A 16,013-nucleotide genomic window follows, 5' to 3' on the forward strand; every position below is an offset into this window, starting at 1 on the left:
ATTGAATGGTAAAAATCAACATAGAAAAACAAGATTCAGTTAAACTCTATAAAATTAGAAAGACCTTAGAAGAATTATCTAAAAAATCAGGTAGAGGAACAGAATTAATTACAGTATACATACCAAAAGGAAAACAACTTCACGAAATTATTGGATCATTACAACAAGAACAAGGTACTGCCGATAACATAAAATCAGATTTAACAAGATCTCACGTGGTAGATTCTCTTGGCAAAGTAGTTTCAAAATTAAAAATGTACAAAAAAACGCCTGAAAAAGGATTGGTGGTTTTTTGTGGTGCATTACCACCTGAAGAAGGGGGACCTCTTGGAAGTGAAGTAGTTACAGCATGGGAGATTGAGCCTCCAAAAGATTTGAATCAATATCTTTACAGATGTGATGACCATTTTCATGTTGATATCCTAAAAGATATGCTAAAAGATGATAATCTGATTGGATTTTTGTCCATAGATGCAAAGGATGCAGGCTGGGGATTATTACATGGAGATAAAATTGAAGTTTTATCACAAACAGGTTCAGGAGTTGCAGGAAAACACAGACAAGGGGGACAATCTGCAAAAAGATTTCAAAAATTGAGAGAAATGGAATTAAGTTACTTCTACAATCGAGTTGCACAAACTACAAGAGAATATTTTATCGATATTTATCCAGTAAAAGGATTAATTATTTCTGGACCTGGTCCAACAAAAGAAGATTTCATTAATGGAAATTATCTAGAATACAGATTACAAAATAATATTATCAATACCATTGATGCAAGTTATTCAGGAGCTGAAGGCATTAGAGAAGCATTTGCCAAATCTGGAGACATTTTGGGTAATTTTAGATTAGTTGAAGAAAAAAAATTAGTTGAAGATCTATTTAGAGAAATTAATACAAATACGGGCAAGGGTTCATACGGATTACAAGAAGTAATTGAGTTTCTAAAAAATAATGTTGTTCAAATTTTACTGATTACAGACAATACAAATCTGCACAGAGTGGAAGCAGAATGCAAACGTTGTAAAAAAATTCAAGAAGAAATTGTAGAAAGACAATTAGTCATTCCAAAAAAAACAGAATACAAAAACAATCCATGTCCAGATTGTAAAGCAATGGATACAGAAGTTAATGAACAAGATATTGTAGATTATTTACAAATTCTTGCAGCAAAAACAGGAACACAGTTAGAAGTTATTTCAGGTAGTGCAGAACATGGTAATATGTTGGGAAGTCTAGGAAAAATTGGAGCAATCCTGAGATATAATCCAGGTCACACTAAGTAATAGCAGATTTTATTTTTTCTGCTAATTCTGACAATACATCATCAGTTGGAATTTGACGTTTAGTCCAAACAGTACCTTTGTCATTATATCTTGGAATAATGTGAATGTGTACATGTGGAATAATTTGTTTTGCAGCCTTTCCATTGTTTTGAGCTAAACTAAATGCATCTGCACCTGATCCTAACAAAACAGCTTTTGCAATTTTTGGAATCAAAGTGAAAATTTTACCTACATCCTCAGGATCCATATCGGTAATTCTTTCATAATGCTTTTTTGGAATTACAAGAGTATGACCATCATCAATAGGATATTTGTCTAAAAATACCAAATGACTATCATCTTCATACAATATGTGACCATCACGCTTTCCAGATAAAATATCACAAAAAATACATGCCATAACTAAGTCCATTTTTGATTTTATTTATTGTTTATATCGAATCTTTTATAGGGGTAAATTTCAGAGTTTGAACTGTTATGGGTCGAAAAGAAAGAAAAGAACGTGAAATAAAGCGTGAAAATTATGCTACTAAACACTCTGCAGAAAAAAGAAAACAGACCCTGATTGCAGTAGGTGTTTTAGGAGTTATTGCGGTAATTGTCGGATATGCCGGATTTTTGTTTTTGACCATGACTGTAGAAGCTCCTGGAGGTCCTGAAAATGCAGGAGCATTAGGAAGTGACCATTCACATGCAGCAATTTTAGTGAAAATATTTGGTGATGAATTTGATTTTTCAGCACCAGCTTATCAGATTAAATCCCCATGGATACACTTTGAGTCTCGAGATGGTTCAACCATTCACAAACACGCTACGGGTGTAGAGTTGGAATATTTGTTTAATTCATTATCAATAGGATTAGATGAACAATGTTACATATTTCCAGATGGAAAATCATTTTGTACTAATGAGGAATATTCGTTGAAGTATTTCATCAATGGTGAGAGAGTTTCAGATATCAGAGCATATGAAATAATGGAAGATGACAAAATTTTGATAACATTTGGTGGAGAAACAGATGAACAAGTTCAAGAATACTTGAAACAGTTAGAAAATCAAGAAATTATTAAATAGATAATTTTATTATTAAATTCAGAACAATCAATAGTGATAATAATGAAAAGATGTTGCGATAAAACTGAAAAATACTTTATAGAATTCAGAAAAAGAGATGATAATGAATTAATTTGGCTTGTATGTGATGAGCATTTTCAAAATGAAGAATTTAGAAAAAATGTTCGAAGAATTCAACCTGTCAATTAGTTAGTTAGGATTTTGATTCTTCTTTAGTGGTAAACTGAGCTAGTTTATCAAAGAACATGAAATAACCACATTTAGTGCATTTTAAAACAGTTAATTCAGTTGTTAAAAATTCCTTATCTTCAAATTTTCCACCTAATTTGACATTTTCTCCTGCAATCATTGCTTTATTGCTTTGACAAACAGGACATGCAAGAGCTTTTTGTTCAACTTTTGAATCATCAGACATATTCTAAACATTAAATTTTTACAATTTAAATGATTAAAATTATTACAAATCTAACTAACATTCATGTAATGGCAAACAACAGCTTTTACACATACTTCTCAAAGTAAATTTTTTTAGATTTTCTTCTAATGTTTCACCCTCAGCAACCACAGCATTTGTGTAGTGATCATTATCACATTTGAGTTTATGAAGTTTAAACAACATGAATTGAGTAAAAATTATTTCAACTTAAGCGTTTTGATAAGTTAAATCTTAAGATAGATTACAAATTATTCAACAAAGTCTAAATTATACTAATTTGAAAATTGTCTAATATGGAAATATCTAGCAGAAATGTTGTAGAAGGTACAGCTAGATCACCACACAGAGCTATGTACAAGGCTATGGGACTTGATGATGATGATTTATCAAAACAATTTATCGGCGTATGCCATACAGGTAATGAAGCAACTCCATGTAATATTCATCTTCCACAATTAGCTTTAGAAGCTAAACGCGGAGTATCAGATACAGGTGCGACACCTAGAGAATTTTCAACAATTGCAGTAAGTGATGGTATTGCAATGGGTCATGAAGGTATGAAATCATCACTAGTTTCTAGAGAAATAATTGCAGATTCAATTGAAGTGATGGTTAGAGCACATCAATACGATGCATTAGTGGGAATTGCAGGTTGTGACAAAAGTTTGCCTGGAACAATGATGGCAATGGCTCGATTAAATATTCCATCAGTATTTGTATACGGCGGAACAATTAAGCCAGGAATGTTGGATGGAAAAGAACTCACAGTTGTAGATGTGTATGAAGCCGTAGGCGCTTATGATGCAGGAAAATTATCTCTTGAAGATTTAAAAAATATTGAAAATGTAGCATGTCCTAATGCAGGTTCATGTGGAGGTATGTTTACTGCAAACACCATGGCCTCAATTTCAGAAGCCATCGGTCTAGCACTACCAGGTAGTGCAAGTCCTCCTGCAGAAGACAATAGACGAAATAATGTTGTATACGATACAGGTGTTGCATGTGCTAAACTTTTAGAGATGAATATCAGACCAAAAGAAATCTTAACTTTTGAAGCTTTTGAAAATGCAATTATGATGTTAAATTCTGTTGGAGGTTCAACAAATGGAATATTACATTTACTTGCACTTGCTAATGAGGTAAATATTGATTTAACATATGATGATTTTGAAAGAATTAGAAAGAAAACACCTCATTTAGCAGATATGAAACCTGGAGGAAATTATGTTATGGAATCATTAGATAGAATTGGGGGCATACCATTTGTATTAAAAAAATTATTAGATAAAGGATTACTAAATGAAGATTGTATTACAGTTACAGGAAAAACAATTAAAGAAAATCTCAATTCTTTTAAATTTCCTAGTGCAGAACAAAATATTGTAAGAACAATTGAAAATCCTCTACACGAAGTTGGAACTGCGGTAATTCTTAAAGGATCTCTTGCCCCTGAGGGTGCAGTAATAAAAACAGCAGGAGTAGAAATGACAAAATTTACAGGAAATGCCAAAGTATACGACAGAGAGGAATTAGCATTTGATTCAGTATCCAAAGGAGAAATTGACGAAGGAGACGTAGTTGTGATTAGATATGAAGGACCAAAGGGAGGTCCAGGTATGAGAGAAATGTTAGCAACTACAGCTGCATTAGTAGGTCAGGGGTTAGGAAAGAAAGTAGCAATGGTAACAGATGGTAGATTCTCTGGAGGTACTCGAGGATTTATGGTTGGACATGTTGCACCTGAAGCATATGTTGGTGGACCAATTGCATTAGTCAAAAATGGAGATAAAATTACAATTGATACAGAAACTAACATTATTGATCTTCACGTATCTAATGAAGAACTAGAGAGTAGAAAAAAAGATTGGAAAAAACCTGAAGCAAATTACACTACAGGGGCACTAGCAAAATTTGCTACACTTGTTGGTTCTGCAGCTAATGGTGCAGTTACCTATGCAAATCCATAATAGTATTAGTATTACTTAACATAAAAATACTAAGATTAAGTACTACTAAATAGATAAATATGATTTAAAAAAACTGATTTTATGAGACATCTCGAAAACAATAGAGTATCATACACTCATCATTGGAAAAGAGCAATGAAAATGAGTGTAGCCTTGTTCATACATGCATGGATTCCAAATTGTTTGGAATATTATGCTAGCGAACAATTAAAAAAATAATTTTTTAAATAAAATAATAAATTATCAACAACAATACAATATTCGTTGAGTAATACAGAAATTTATGAATGTGAACATGAAAAGAAAATAATTCGAAAAATTAATTCAGATTATACAGTTAATGTGTGTGATACTTGCTTTGATGAATTTAACAATATTGATACAAGACCATTGTTTTTAGCAAAACAAATTTTGACTCTAAGTAATAATATGATAAAAAAGTCACCTGAATTTCTTAATAATTCAGATAAATCAATAAAACTTTGGTACGATTGTAATAATGATGTTTTAGAACAATTAAAAAAATTAAATAAATCTACAAGTCATAGCAATATTAAAGATTCAGTGGAAGATGAAACTGGATACAATTTTGATGAAATTTTACACGATACCGAATTAAATAATAATGAACAAAATCTAGATGGCAAAAATCTTCATGATTTGTATAGACATTCTACAAAATTAATAAAATAATTTTTAGAGATTAAGGTTCATCCATACCTAAAACATCATGATATGCCTTAGGTATCATTTGTTGAGCCTTAAAAAAGACGTTATTTACAGCCGTATCCAAAACATATGTTTTTGCCCAATCTTTATCACTTCGAATAGAACGACCAAAACCTTGTAACAGTTTTGTTAATGTTTGAGAAGTATACCATAAGGGAAACTTGTTCATTTTTGCCTTTGTTCGTTTTTCAGTATAATTTGGGTATGGCACTTTAGCAATAATTTGAAAACGGGATAAATCATCTTTAAGATCAACACCTTCCCATAGTGATGAAGACAGTAAAACACCAGTTGGATCCAAAGAATGTTCAGAAATTACTTCATCTTGTGTTTTATCATCTTTATTTTTACTATGACATAGACGAATTCTTTTAGTATTTTTAGGAGATAGATATCGAATAATTTTTTGACATCTTGGAATTGATGATGTTAAAATTAATCCACGTTCATCAGAGTGTTCATCTAAAATTCTGTCAATTGTTTTAATTACTTCTAATTCATCTTCTTCCGTTGAACCATAACTTAATCTTCGAATATTCATTAGATCAATTTTTCTATGTTCAATTGGAAATGGAGATTTAGGAGTATCTACAAAAGCAACATCGTCTTTTTCAAGTCCCATATTTTCACAGAAACTGGAATGATCAATTGTTGCAGACATAAAAATTTGGTATTCAGTATCAAAGAATTCATGTGCAAATTTTGAAACGTCAATAGGTTTTACAGAAATGGTTCTAAAGTTACCATTGATGTCTTTCACAGGGTCATTAACGATGAAATTATCCTTATCTGCAATAATATCAATTTTAGCCTGAGCAGCTCTATCATAACGTCTTTCCAATCCCGTAATTAATTCAAAATCAGGATTATTTTGAAATACAGGACTTTCTTTGATATCTTTAATTTTTTTAGCATACGAAAATGCAATATCATCAGTTAGTTGGATCATCGAATCTAAATCAGTAAAGTTGTATTTTTCAGTATTCAAATTACATTCATCTACTTGTCCAGCAAAAATGTCAAATCCAACAAACTGAATTATCTGATCCTCAATCTTGTGAGCCTCATCAAATACAGTAACTTTTCTATCTAAATAGTCCTCAAATAATTTTTTATTAAATTTCATTATTGTAAAAAATGCATGGTAATTCCACAACGAATGTTTTGAAACTAGTGCATCATATTTTTGAAGATAATAATGACATGATACTGAATCCTGAGTATTATCTTCAATTTGTTTAATTGTAGGTTTAAAATCGCAGACTTTAACAACCTCTTTTCCATTTCTATTCACTCTTTCCTGACATTGACCTTTATCACAAGTTAAACCCCATCGCATTGCTCTTCGATCATTCTCAACTTTTTCTGCAGCCATTAATTTCAAACAAGGAAAATTCTGCTTACCTTTTACAGGTTTTAAAAATGGAATGTCTTTGATATATTGATCTTGTAGATTTTTTGATGCAGTTACAGTAAATGAACTATCAAAATAGTTTGAAACAGTTGCACCAACTAAAGACTTTCCAACACCAGTAGGAGCAGAAATAACAATTTTTTTAAATCCAGATTTCAAATTTGATTCAATTTCATTGATTATGTTTTTTTGAATTTGTCTAGGTGTAAATTGATCGGGAAATTTTTCTATAAGAGACAGGATTAATCATCTCGGTTTTAGGTATTAAAAGCATGAAGGTTCTTGTGATATACAAAATTTTCTATCATCATTTTAATATCAATTCAAAATAGATACAGTATGGAATTACTTGATGATAAGATGAGAGTATGGTTAGAAAGTGCAAAATTCGTTAAATCAATTTCAGGAATTTATGTATTCTACAACAGAAACAAAGAACCAATATTTGTTGGTGAAACAGAAAATCTTGAAAAAACATTTACTGAATTTTTAGATACTGATTTTAATGAAAATGAATGTTTGAAAAAAACAGCATTTTATCAGAGAATATTTACAGATAATCAAAAACAAGAACAATTAGAATTAATTAATAAGATTAAAAATGAAACTGGGAATTATCCATCATGCAATTCAGAAATTGAAATACAAACATAATAAAAAATTCTTATAAAATATAGATAAAATTAACCAAAAAGTAATTCTAAATTAATAAAACATCAAAGAGATTTATCCATTTATAAAAAAATGATGAAAGTCATAATAATGATAATACCGTAACGATGTCATGCACCAATGTTACTATTGTGATCAAATATTTGATTCAAAAGAAGACCTGTATGAACATTCAGAAGTTCATTCAGATAGTGATAGAAACAAGGAAATTAAAGATAGACAGAAAAAAATAAATCAAAATTAGGCTCAAAAAATTACTAAAAAAAAATAGAGTAAGAGTCAGAATAAATCAAATTCAGATAATCATATAAGAATTTAAAAATAAAAAATATGGATTGGGTAGAATTACTATTACAAAAGTCATGTGATAAAACACTTCAAAAAGGTGAAGTACTCCACAGTCTTTTTCATATGATTGAAGTAAATGAGAAAACACTAAACCACATTGAAACAGACAAAAGAGATTTTGGGCCAGAGTTAGAGGAATTAAAACAAACTGAAATTAAAGACATAAATTTTCATTTAAAATATTATCGTAGTTTAGTAAATTACATAAATTCAATTCCTGAAACTAAAATAATAAGAAATCAATAATTAATTATTTTCTTAATTTGCTAAAAATTTCATCATATTTTTTTTGTTCAGAAATATTTTTTCCAAAATCAGTCTCTTGATCATATTCATCTCGTTTTTCTTTTAAATACAAATTCAATTTTTCAACTTTTAATGAAATCATTTTACCAGAATCTTCTTTTGCATATTGTTTTCTCTGAGCATCATTTTGACCTCTTGTAGGAAAATGTTTATTATAAAATTCATTTTCAAATATTTTTTGATGTTTTCTTTTAACAATTTCAGCAAGATCAAAATGACCTTGTTCATGTTGTAATAAGCCATCATTAAATTCAGACATTCTAATCCAAGATAAAAGTGGGTTAAATTCTACACTTAGTTGTATATTCTCAACAGAGAAAACAACCTGATCATCCAATTGTTCAGAGCTTACAATCCAAGTAAATCCATATTTTATAACACTGTGAGAATCTTCAAAAATACCAGGATTAGGTTCAGCCATAAAATTTGATACATTTAGTTGAATATCATCAGACCAATGAATTACCTCTTTTTCAATCATATTACAAACTAATCACATATACAATAAATTATTTGATTTGAAAAATTAAGAAATTATGCCTGAATTAAAAAAGGATAATTTTTTCAACCCATTTTGAGCAAATAACACGACACATTTTATTTTATGAATTTGTTGAAATCAAAGTCAATAGATTCAAGAGAACAGGATTTGTGCTGGTTAAATCATAATGTAACTCCCAAAGAGTCGATGATAGTGAGTTAACTTGCCTGTTTTCATGATTCTAAACTATTAATTTTAGACATATTGTTACAATGTATGAATAAAAAATTTTATGCGTGGATGGGAATATCATTAGCTGCTTCAGCAGTGGGTTTATTCTTGTTATTTTCTTAATAATTACCTGTTTTTTTAAAACTGAATTTGTTCAGTAGTTGTCATTTAGATATTTTTAATAAATTTTATTTATTAGTTAAAAAATATCAGAAATTGAAAATGACATTGTGTCCAACATGTAAATTATCTATGGAATCACATTCAACCTCAGAATTAATGGAATGTTGTATGAAACAAGTAAATGATGGTTTAGTAGATAATCAAAAAGGTACATGTCCAAATTGTAAGCATCAAATTGAAAAACATTCAGATAAACAATTAGCTGAATGTACATTAGAATTTTTAAAATCAAACAATAGTAATTAAAGATAAGATTAAACAAGAGAAAGAATTACAATCAACTATGAATCAATTAACTAAAAAAATTATTAGTGATTTTTCACCAATGTGGACAAATAAGCAAGTATGGGAATTTGATCAAATTAATCCTGAATTAACTTTTGATTTAATTTATGTGGAACCTGGAAAATATGATGAAAAATTATGGGAATCAAAATCAGCTCACTTGGATTCAGAAGTTAGGGATGTTATTGTTAGAACATTTGATAATTTGTTAGATGATGAAGAATTATGGATTTCCAATAAAAGTGAAAAATCTTTGAATAGAAATAATATTGCATACTTAATGGCAGTAATTGTCGATACCATGATCGAAGAGGAAGTTTGTCTAAATTTTAGACTAGACAGAGACTTCTTAGTACTATCCATAGATAGAGAGGCAGATGTAATTGATTGCAAAGAATTTTTTGAGGAGTTTTATCATTTGGCTACAGGTTTCAATTATGAAACAGATACAGGAATTCCAGATGATGAAACTGAAGCAGAAATGTATCTAACACGATTGCAAGAAGAATTTGATGAAAAAATGAATGGTTTTCTTGGAGACAAGTATTTGCCAGGAAACAATGATCCAGATACCATTAATGCAGAAGAAGAATAAAAACTAAAAATGAAATTGATAACAATGAATGATGAAAACTTACCAGCACAATGTCATCCAATAATTAAACCTAAAAAGAAAAAATCCAAGGATAATAAAAAATGAAACAATGTAAATTATGTGGAAGTCCATTAGGAAAAGAACCTACTACAGAAGAATTAGACAAACATTGGAAAAAACATCATAATTGGCATTGGGAATCAAATAAAGAAAAAACTCCAGAGCAAGCCCTATTGAAAAATAAACCAGTAAAATAAAAAATATTTTCTAGTGCTAAAAACTAATTCGTAACAAATCAGACATTTATTTTCTCAAACTAGAATGAATCATACGATTATTTTTTATACTTCTAAAATTGTTTTTTGTTAATTTGATTTCAGTAAAAATAACAGCATTACTTGTAATAATGGGATTAATTGCAACTGTAGGAATATCCCCATCTTATGCATATTGGGATAAAACAGAATATCCTGCAATTCAAGGTACAATTCCAGTTGAAACTGAAGAAGTCAATTCAAGTCTTGCTGAAATTACTTTAGTTGACGCAATGACAATTGCTGAAAATGAAATTTCAGATAGTAAAAGTATGTACGGAAAACTAGTATCAATTAACGGGTATTTAGTGTACAAAATTGTAGTGTCAAATGATGATCATGACTACAAAAAAATATTAGTTGATGCAGGAAGTGGAGAAGTTCTTTACGTAACAGATTCAAAGAAACATGATTCTAACAAAAAGAAAAGGTATAATGAAAATAGACATGATAAAAAAATGAAGGACTACTTTAAGGGAATGACCCCTGAACAAATAGCTGAAAAGAAAAAGCAATTTAAAGAAATGGGGGAAGCATGGAAATCACTATCAATTCAAGATAAAGCATCAATGATTATGCATTTTATGCAAATGAAGTTGCAATGGGATATGATGTCAGAAGAAGATAAACAAAAACAAAAAGAAGAAATGAAAGAAAAATGGAAAGGACTCCTAACACTTACACCAGAAGAGAAAAAGCAAAAACTTGAAGAGTATGCTCAATCAATTAAGTCATAAAAAATATTTTAATTATTAATTATTTTTAGAAGCATCTAAATATTTTTGAACTTCTTCAACGTCCTTATCACCCCTACCTGAAAGGGTTACAACTATAGATTCAGAAGGTTTAGATTTTTTGGCAACTTTCATAGCTTCAGAAATGGCATGAGATGATTCCAATGCAGGGATAATTCCTTCAGTTTGAGTTAAAATCAAAAATGCATCCAAAACTTCTTTGTCCGTAGATGAGTGATATTTTACGCGTTTTGTGTCTTTATAGTAGGCGTGTTCTGGACCAACACCAGGATAATCTAGTCCAGCAGAAATACTGTGAGTTTCTGTAATTTGACCCTCACTATCTTGAAGCAAATATGTCATCATTCCATGTAAAACACCCTTACTTCCTGCAGATAAGGTGGCTGAATGTAGTTTTGATTTTAATCCCATACCCGCAGCTTCAACACCGATAATTTCAGCACTTGTGTCAACAAGGGGATAAAAGGTTCCTATTGCGTTAGAACCACCACCAACACATGCAATTACAGTATCAGGTTCTTTATTATTGATTTTTTTCATCTGAGATTTAATTTCATTTCCAATAACACTTTGAAAATCTCTAACCATGACAGGATAAGGATGTGGACCAACAGCGGATCCTAATAGATAGTATGTGGATTCAACATTTGTAATCCAATCTCTTATTGCATCATTAATTGCATCCTTTAATGTCTTAGAACCAGATTTTACGGGATGAACTTTAGAACCCAACATATTCATTCTATAGACATTTTGTTTTTGTCTGATGGTATCTTTGTATCCCATATACACTTCAGCTTTCATTCCCAATGCAGCGCATGCCATTGCAGTTGCAACTCCATGTTGACCTGCACCAGTTTCAGCAATGATTCGTTTCTTATTCATTTTTTTTGCCAAAAGTGCCTGACCTAAAGTATTGTTAATTTTATGAGCTCCTCCATGTAAAAGATCTTCCCTTTTTAGATAGATTTTTCCACCACCTAATTTTTCAGATAAATTTTTTGCATAGTATAGCGGAGTTGGTCTTCCAGCATATACTTTTAGATAATAATCTAATTCTTGTTTGAATTTTTTATCATTTTTAAATTTCAGATAGTTTTCTTCTAATTCCTCTATTGCAGGTACCAAGGTTTCAGGTATATACTGACCACCAAATTCTCCAAATTTACCATTTTTAGGATATTTCAATATGAGTTCACCAATTTTCTTACCTGCTCTACAATATTATCACTTTTCATTATACTTGAACCTATCAAAAATGCATCAGCTCCACACTTTTTTAAGTATTGAATGTCTTCAGAGGTGTTAATTCCACTTTCAGATAAAATTATTCGAGATTTTTCATATCCAGATAAAACTAATTCAGTAGTTTTAAGATCAATTTCCAAAGTATCCAAATTTCTATTATTGATTCCAATAATGTCAGCTTCAGTTTTTAATGCATTTTGAAATTCTTCTTTAGTATGAACTTCCAGCAATACATTCAAACCTTGTTTATGCCCATATGCAATAAAATCATCAATATCATTAAGAAATTTTTGATCAAAAAGAGACTGAATTACCAACATGTAATCAGCACCTATTTTTTTTGCAGTGTCAATTTGGATTTTATCAATCATAATATCTTTCATCAATAGTGGAACGTCAACGGATTGTCTTACTTGTACAAAATAATCTGGAGATCCATTAAACAAATGCGGTTGAGTTAAAACAGATAATGCTTTAGAACCGCCTTCAATCATCTGTTTAGCAATACTACTAGGATCACCAATTGTTCTAATTTTTCCTAATGAAGGTGATGAAAATTTTACTTCAGTAAGCAATGTTGCGTGAGAATTTAATTTAATAATTTGTTGAAAATCTTGATTAGATTTTTGTAAATTTACATCAACATCATAAACTCCATCATCAATTGCCATTTGAGAATTGTTAACTAATTTTTTTAAAATATTTTCAGCCATCTATAATCTCCTTTAATTTTTCAATATCTCCAGTATTACGCACAAATTTCTCCAATAAATTCATCGCTTTTCCATTTGAAATAGTGTTTAATGCAAGTTCAACACCATCCTCAAAACTATCGACAACATTTCCTACCAATAAACCACCAGCTGCATTTAATGCAGTAGTTTCAATCATAGATTGATTAGCAGAATTATTCAAGACGTTGACAAAGGATTGAATTGCATCTTCTTTTGTTTGAATTTTAATATCATTTAATGAAGATTTGTGTAGACCAAGAAATTCAGGATCAATTGAGTTAACAGTGACAACATTATTTTTTAAAATACATACAGAATTTGTAGAACTAGTAGAAAATTCATCCATCCCATCATTTGATCTAACAGCCATTATATTTTCTACACCTTTTCTTTTCAGAATTTGAGGTAATCTAGTAAGAAAGGCATCTGAGAAAACACCAACTAACTGATTTTTAACATTGGCTGGATTTGATAATGGACCTAGTAAATTAAATGCAGTTCTAGTTCCCAATTGTCTTCTAGCAGATGAAACATTTTTCATTGCAGGATGAAATTTTTGTGCAAACATAAAACAAATTTTGTAATCTTCAAGAATTTTTGCCACACCAGATGGTTCAGCATTTAGATCATATCCAAAATATTCAAAAATATCAGCACTGCCAGAAATTCCTGAACTGGATCTATTACCATGTTTTGCAACAATACCGCCAGCAGCAGCAACCACAAAAGAAGCAGTAGTAGAAATATTGAAAGTTTGTAAATTATCGCCTCCTGTTCCACACATATCAATAATAGTTCCATTGTTTTCAGGCGTAATTTTTAGTGATAATTCTTGCATTTTATCAAGCATTCCCAGTAATTCATCATCTGTTTCGCCTTTTTTAGACAGATTAGATAAGAATCCCATATTTTCATCATCGGTAGTTTTTCCAGATAATACTTCAGACATGATTTCATTCATTTGATCATATGTAAGATCAATTTTTTTCTCTAATTTTTTAATATAATCTGAAATCATTTTTCTTTAACCTGTCTGATAAAATTACCTAGAATTTTTTTACCGTCTTCAGTCATAATGGATTCAGGATGAAATTGTACTCCTTGAATTAAAAATTCTTTATGTCTTATTGCCATTATCTCCCCATCATCATTTGCAGTTGCTGTAACTTCTAAAACATCAGGAATTATTGTTTTATCACCAACTAAACTATGATATCTTGTAGCTCTGAAAGGGTTTTTCACATCTTTGAATAATTCTGAATCAGTGTGTTGTACTTGACTAGTTTTTCCATGTCGTACACAACCTGCGTTTGTAACTTTACCACCAAATGCATCTATGATTCCCTGATGACCAAGACAAACACCTAAAATTGGAATTTTTGGACCAATGTCTTTGATTACATCACTACATATTCCAAAATATTTTTTATCTTCTGGAGTTCCAGGACCTGGAGAAATTATTATTCCATCATAATTATTTTGTTTAATTTGTGAAATAGTAATTTTATCATTTCTAAATACATCACAGTCAACACCCAATTCCCCAAGATATTGAGCAATATTGTAAACAAATGAATCATAATTATCAATAATTAAGAATTTCAATTTGAGGCCTCCTTTAATGCTTGAAGCATCGCACCTGCCTTATGTTCAGTTTCTTTAAATTCGTTTTCTGCAACAGAGTCTGAAACTATCCCAGCACCGGATTGTACAAATCCTTTGTTGCCATCAATGAAAATACTTCGTATTGCAATTGCAAAATCACAGCATCCATTATATGAAAAATAACCTACTGCTCCAGCATATGGACCTCGTTCTTCTCCTTCTAATTCATCAATTATTTGCATTGCACGAACTTTTGGTGCTCCAGATACAGTTCCAGCAGGAAATACTGCCTGAAATGCATCAAACATATCATTTCTTGAGCCCAAATTACCAACAACATGACTAACAATATGTTGGACATGACTGAATCGCTTAATTTGCATGAGAGATTCAGGATGAACAGTTCCATATTTACAGACTCTTCCAATATCATTACGTCCTAAATCAACAAGCATGGTATGTTCTGCTAACTCCTTTTCATCATGAATTAATTCTTCAGATAATGCCTTATTCTTTTCTTCATTATCAGTAATTTTTCTAGTTCCAGCAATTGGAAAAGTTTCTACTTTATCATCTGTAATTCTAACTAACATTTCAGGAGAGGCACCAATAATTGTTTTTGAATCTTGCTTTAGGTGATACATGTATGGAGACGGATTTAATTTTCTTAATGTTTTGTATAATGTTAGATTATCACCACTAGTGTCAAATGCAAATTTACGAGATAAAACTACTTGAAAAATATCACCATCATGAATATACTGTTTTGCTTTATTCACAATACTTGAAAATTTTTCTTTATTCATATTGGGAGTAACTTCAGTAGAACTAAATTTATTAAATGAATCATCACTTACAATTAATTGATCAAATCTATTTACATCATGATAAAAATAAAATAATTTTTTTTCAACGTTATCATATAACAGACCGTCATCATATATTCCAAATTCCATTATTGGTTGAGATAAATTATTTTCTTTGGAAATATCTTCGACTAATCTAATTGAGTCATAATTGACTACTCCAACTGCACCACCAAGATATCGATATTTTTGATCATCTGATTTACCCAATAACTTTTTTAATTCTACAAAAGGATCATTAGTTTCAATGGTAGTTGTTTCATTATTTTCAATGATTTCCACTTTATCATAATATCCTTTAAAAATAATTTTAGGATCAAATCCCATAACAGATGTTTCAGCTAAAACCTCTGGTCCAGAAAGAGATTCAAAGAGAAACGAATGAGAATAATTTCGAGATATTTTATTGTAAATTTGAAATTGGTTTTCAGATAAATCTAGAGGTATTACTTTTGCTTGTGCATTTCCAAAGGTGTCCACCCAT

The 16,013-nt window shown here is 30.2% G+C and carries 22 protein-coding genes; 12 read left to right on the forward strand and 10 right to left on the reverse strand.

The window, feature by feature from the left end; translation table 11 throughout:
* Nucleotides 1–5: 5 nt before the first annotated feature.
* Nucleotides 6–1,286: a peptide chain release factor aRF-1 gene (gene prf1, locus NMSP_RS04135; protein WP_086907581.1), complete on the forward strand. Its 1,281-nt coding sequence runs from the start codon at nt 6–8 to the stop codon at nt 1,284–1,286.
* Here prf1 and NMSP_RS04140 read toward each other — a convergent pair.
* Entirely contained in the window at nt 1,279–1,686 is a 408-nt protein-coding gene (locus NMSP_RS04140) for an HIT domain-containing protein (RefSeq protein WP_086907582.1), read from the reverse strand. The two genes, prf1 and NMSP_RS04140, sit on opposite strands and share 8 nt — an antisense overlap.
* Nucleotides 1,687–1,763: 77 nt before the next feature.
* On the opposite strand from NMSP_RS04140, the gene NMSP_RS04145 reads away from it, so the two are divergent.
* Nucleotides 1,764–2,360 (forward strand): protein-disulfide isomerase, encoded by a 597-nt coding sequence (locus NMSP_RS04145; RefSeq protein WP_086907583.1) that lies wholly within the window; start codon nt 1,764–1,766, stop codon nt 2,358–2,360.
* A gap of 42 nt (nt 2,361–2,402) precedes the next feature.
* The gene (locus NMSP_RS08445) at nt 2,403–2,549 is read left to right on the forward strand and encodes a hypothetical protein (RefSeq protein WP_192866129.1); all 147 of its coding nucleotides are present in this window, start codon (nt 2,403–2,405) and stop codon (nt 2,547–2,549) included.
* A gap of 4 nt (nt 2,550–2,553) precedes the next feature.
* Here the strand turns inward: NMSP_RS08445 and NMSP_RS04150 are convergent, their stop codons facing one another.
* Complete coding sequence (locus tag NMSP_RS04150; RefSeq protein ID WP_086907584.1) at nt 2,554–2,775, reverse strand: hypothetical protein; 222 nt, start codon at nt 2,773–2,775, stop codon at nt 2,554–2,556.
* A 54-nt stretch (nt 2,776–2,829) separates the two neighbouring features.
* Nucleotides 2,830–2,979, reverse strand: a complete 150-nt coding sequence (locus NMSP_RS08450; RefSeq protein WP_192866130.1) for a hypothetical protein — start codon at nt 2,977–2,979, stop codon at nt 2,830–2,832.
* Between the two features lie 110 nt (nt 2,980–3,089).
* Between NMSP_RS08450 and ilvD the strand changes: the two genes are divergently transcribed.
* Both ilvD and NMSP_RS04160 read left to right on the forward strand, forming a co-directional pair.
* A complete protein-coding gene (ilvD, locus tag NMSP_RS04155; protein WP_086907585.1) occupies nt 3,090–4,763 on the forward strand; it encodes a dihydroxy-acid dehydratase in 1,674 nt (557 codons plus the stop codon).
* A 264-nt stretch (nt 4,764–5,027) separates the two neighbouring features.
* A complete protein-coding gene (locus tag NMSP_RS04160) occupies nt 5,028–5,456 on the forward strand; it encodes a hypothetical protein (protein WP_086907586.1) in 429 nt (142 codons plus the stop codon).
* Nucleotides 5,457–5,466: 10 nt separating this feature from the next.
* Here NMSP_RS04160 and NMSP_RS04165 read toward each other — a convergent pair whose 3' ends face one another.
* On the reverse strand, nt 5,467–7,149 hold the full coding sequence (locus NMSP_RS04165) for a helicase C-terminal domain-containing protein (protein ID WP_225971331.1): 1,683 nt from the start codon (nt 7,147–7,149) through the stop codon (nt 5,467–5,469).
* Nucleotides 7,150–7,245: 96 nt separating this feature from the next.
* On the opposite strand from NMSP_RS04165, the gene NMSP_RS04170 reads away from it, so the two are divergent.
* The 3 genes from NMSP_RS04170 (at nt 7,246) to NMSP_RS04175 (ending at nt 8,172) form a co-directional block, all read left to right on the forward strand.
* Nucleotides 7,246–7,560 (forward strand): GIY-YIG nuclease family protein, encoded by a 315-nt coding sequence (locus NMSP_RS04170; protein ID WP_086907588.1) that lies wholly within the window; start codon nt 7,246–7,248, stop codon nt 7,558–7,560.
* Nucleotides 7,561–7,690: 130 nt separating this feature from the next.
* Nucleotides 7,691–7,822 (forward strand): hypothetical protein, encoded by a 132-nt coding sequence (locus NMSP_RS08690; protein ID WP_264080383.1) that lies wholly within the window; start codon nt 7,691–7,693, stop codon nt 7,820–7,822.
* Between the two features lie 86 nt (nt 7,823–7,908).
* A complete protein-coding gene (locus NMSP_RS04175; protein WP_086907589.1) occupies nt 7,909–8,172 on the forward strand; it encodes a hypothetical protein in 264 nt (87 codons plus the stop codon).
* Nucleotides 8,173–8,176: 4 nt separating this feature from the next.
* On the opposite strand, the gene NMSP_RS04180 is transcribed toward NMSP_RS04175, so the two are convergent.
* A complete protein-coding gene (locus tag NMSP_RS04180; protein WP_086907590.1) occupies nt 8,177–8,713 on the reverse strand; it encodes a hypothetical protein in 537 nt (178 codons plus the stop codon).
* A gap of 453 nt (nt 8,714–9,166) precedes the next feature.
* Here NMSP_RS04180 and NMSP_RS04185 point away from each other — a divergent pair, with 453 nt between their 5' ends.
* The 4 genes from NMSP_RS04185 (at nt 9,167) to NMSP_RS04195 (ending at nt 11,058) form a co-directional block, all read left to right on the forward strand.
* Complete coding sequence (locus tag NMSP_RS04185; protein WP_086907591.1) at nt 9,167–9,373, forward strand: hypothetical protein; 207 nt, start codon at nt 9,167–9,169, stop codon at nt 9,371–9,373.
* A 37-nt stretch (nt 9,374–9,410) separates the two neighbouring features.
* On the forward strand, nt 9,411–10,007 hold the full coding sequence (locus tag NMSP_RS04190) for a hypothetical protein (RefSeq protein WP_086907592.1): 597 nt from the start codon (nt 9,411–9,413) through the stop codon (nt 10,005–10,007).
* 101 nt (nt 10,008–10,108) lie between these two features.
* The gene (locus NMSP_RS08455; protein ID WP_192866131.1) at nt 10,109–10,264 is read left to right on the forward strand and encodes a hypothetical protein; all 156 of its coding nucleotides are present in this window, start codon (nt 10,109–10,111) and stop codon (nt 10,262–10,264) included.
* Nucleotides 10,265–10,377: 113 nt separating this feature from the next.
* Entirely contained in the window at nt 10,378–11,058 is a 681-nt protein-coding gene (locus NMSP_RS04195) for a PepSY domain-containing protein (RefSeq protein ID WP_086907593.1), read from the forward strand.
* A 15-nt stretch (nt 11,059–11,073) separates the two neighbouring features.
* Here NMSP_RS04195 and trpB read toward each other — a convergent pair whose 3' ends face one another.
* From trpB to NMSP_RS04220, 5 genes are read right to left on the reverse strand one after another with little or no spacing between them, the layout of a single operon-like run.
* Nucleotides 11,074–12,264, reverse strand: coding sequence for a tryptophan synthase subunit beta (gene trpB / locus NMSP_RS04200; protein ID WP_086907594.1), 1,191 nt, complete (start codon nt 12,262–12,264; stop codon nt 11,074–11,076).
* Nucleotides 12,261–13,037, reverse strand: coding sequence for an indole-3-glycerol phosphate synthase TrpC (locus NMSP_RS04205; RefSeq protein ID WP_086907595.1), 777 nt, complete (start codon nt 13,035–13,037; stop codon nt 12,261–12,263). The genes trpB and NMSP_RS04205 overlap by 4 nt, the downstream gene beginning before the upstream one ends.
* On the reverse strand, nt 13,030–14,076 hold the full coding sequence (gene trpD / locus NMSP_RS04210) for an anthranilate phosphoribosyltransferase (RefSeq protein ID WP_086907596.1): 1,047 nt from the start codon (nt 14,074–14,076) through the stop codon (nt 13,030–13,032). The genes NMSP_RS04205 and trpD overlap by 8 nt, the downstream gene beginning before the upstream one ends.
* Nucleotides 14,073–14,663: an anthranilate synthase component II gene (locus NMSP_RS04215; protein WP_086907597.1), complete on the reverse strand. Its 591-nt coding sequence runs from the start codon at nt 14,661–14,663 to the stop codon at nt 14,073–14,075. Before NMSP_RS04215 ends, trpD begins: the two co-directional genes overlap by 4 nt.
* Nucleotides 14,660–16,009 (reverse strand): anthranilate synthase component I family protein, encoded by a 1,350-nt coding sequence (locus tag NMSP_RS04220; protein ID WP_086907598.1) that lies wholly within the window; start codon nt 16,007–16,009, stop codon nt 14,660–14,662. Before NMSP_RS04220 ends, NMSP_RS04215 begins: the two co-directional genes overlap by 4 nt.
* Nucleotides 16,010–16,013: the final 4 nt, after the last annotated feature.

The sequence above is a fragment of the Candidatus Nitrosomarinus catalina genome (assembly GCF_002156965.1).
In the GTDB taxonomy this organism is placed as follows: Archaea; Thermoproteota; Nitrososphaeria; order Nitrososphaerales; family Nitrosopumilaceae; genus Nitrosopumilus; species Nitrosopumilus catalinensis.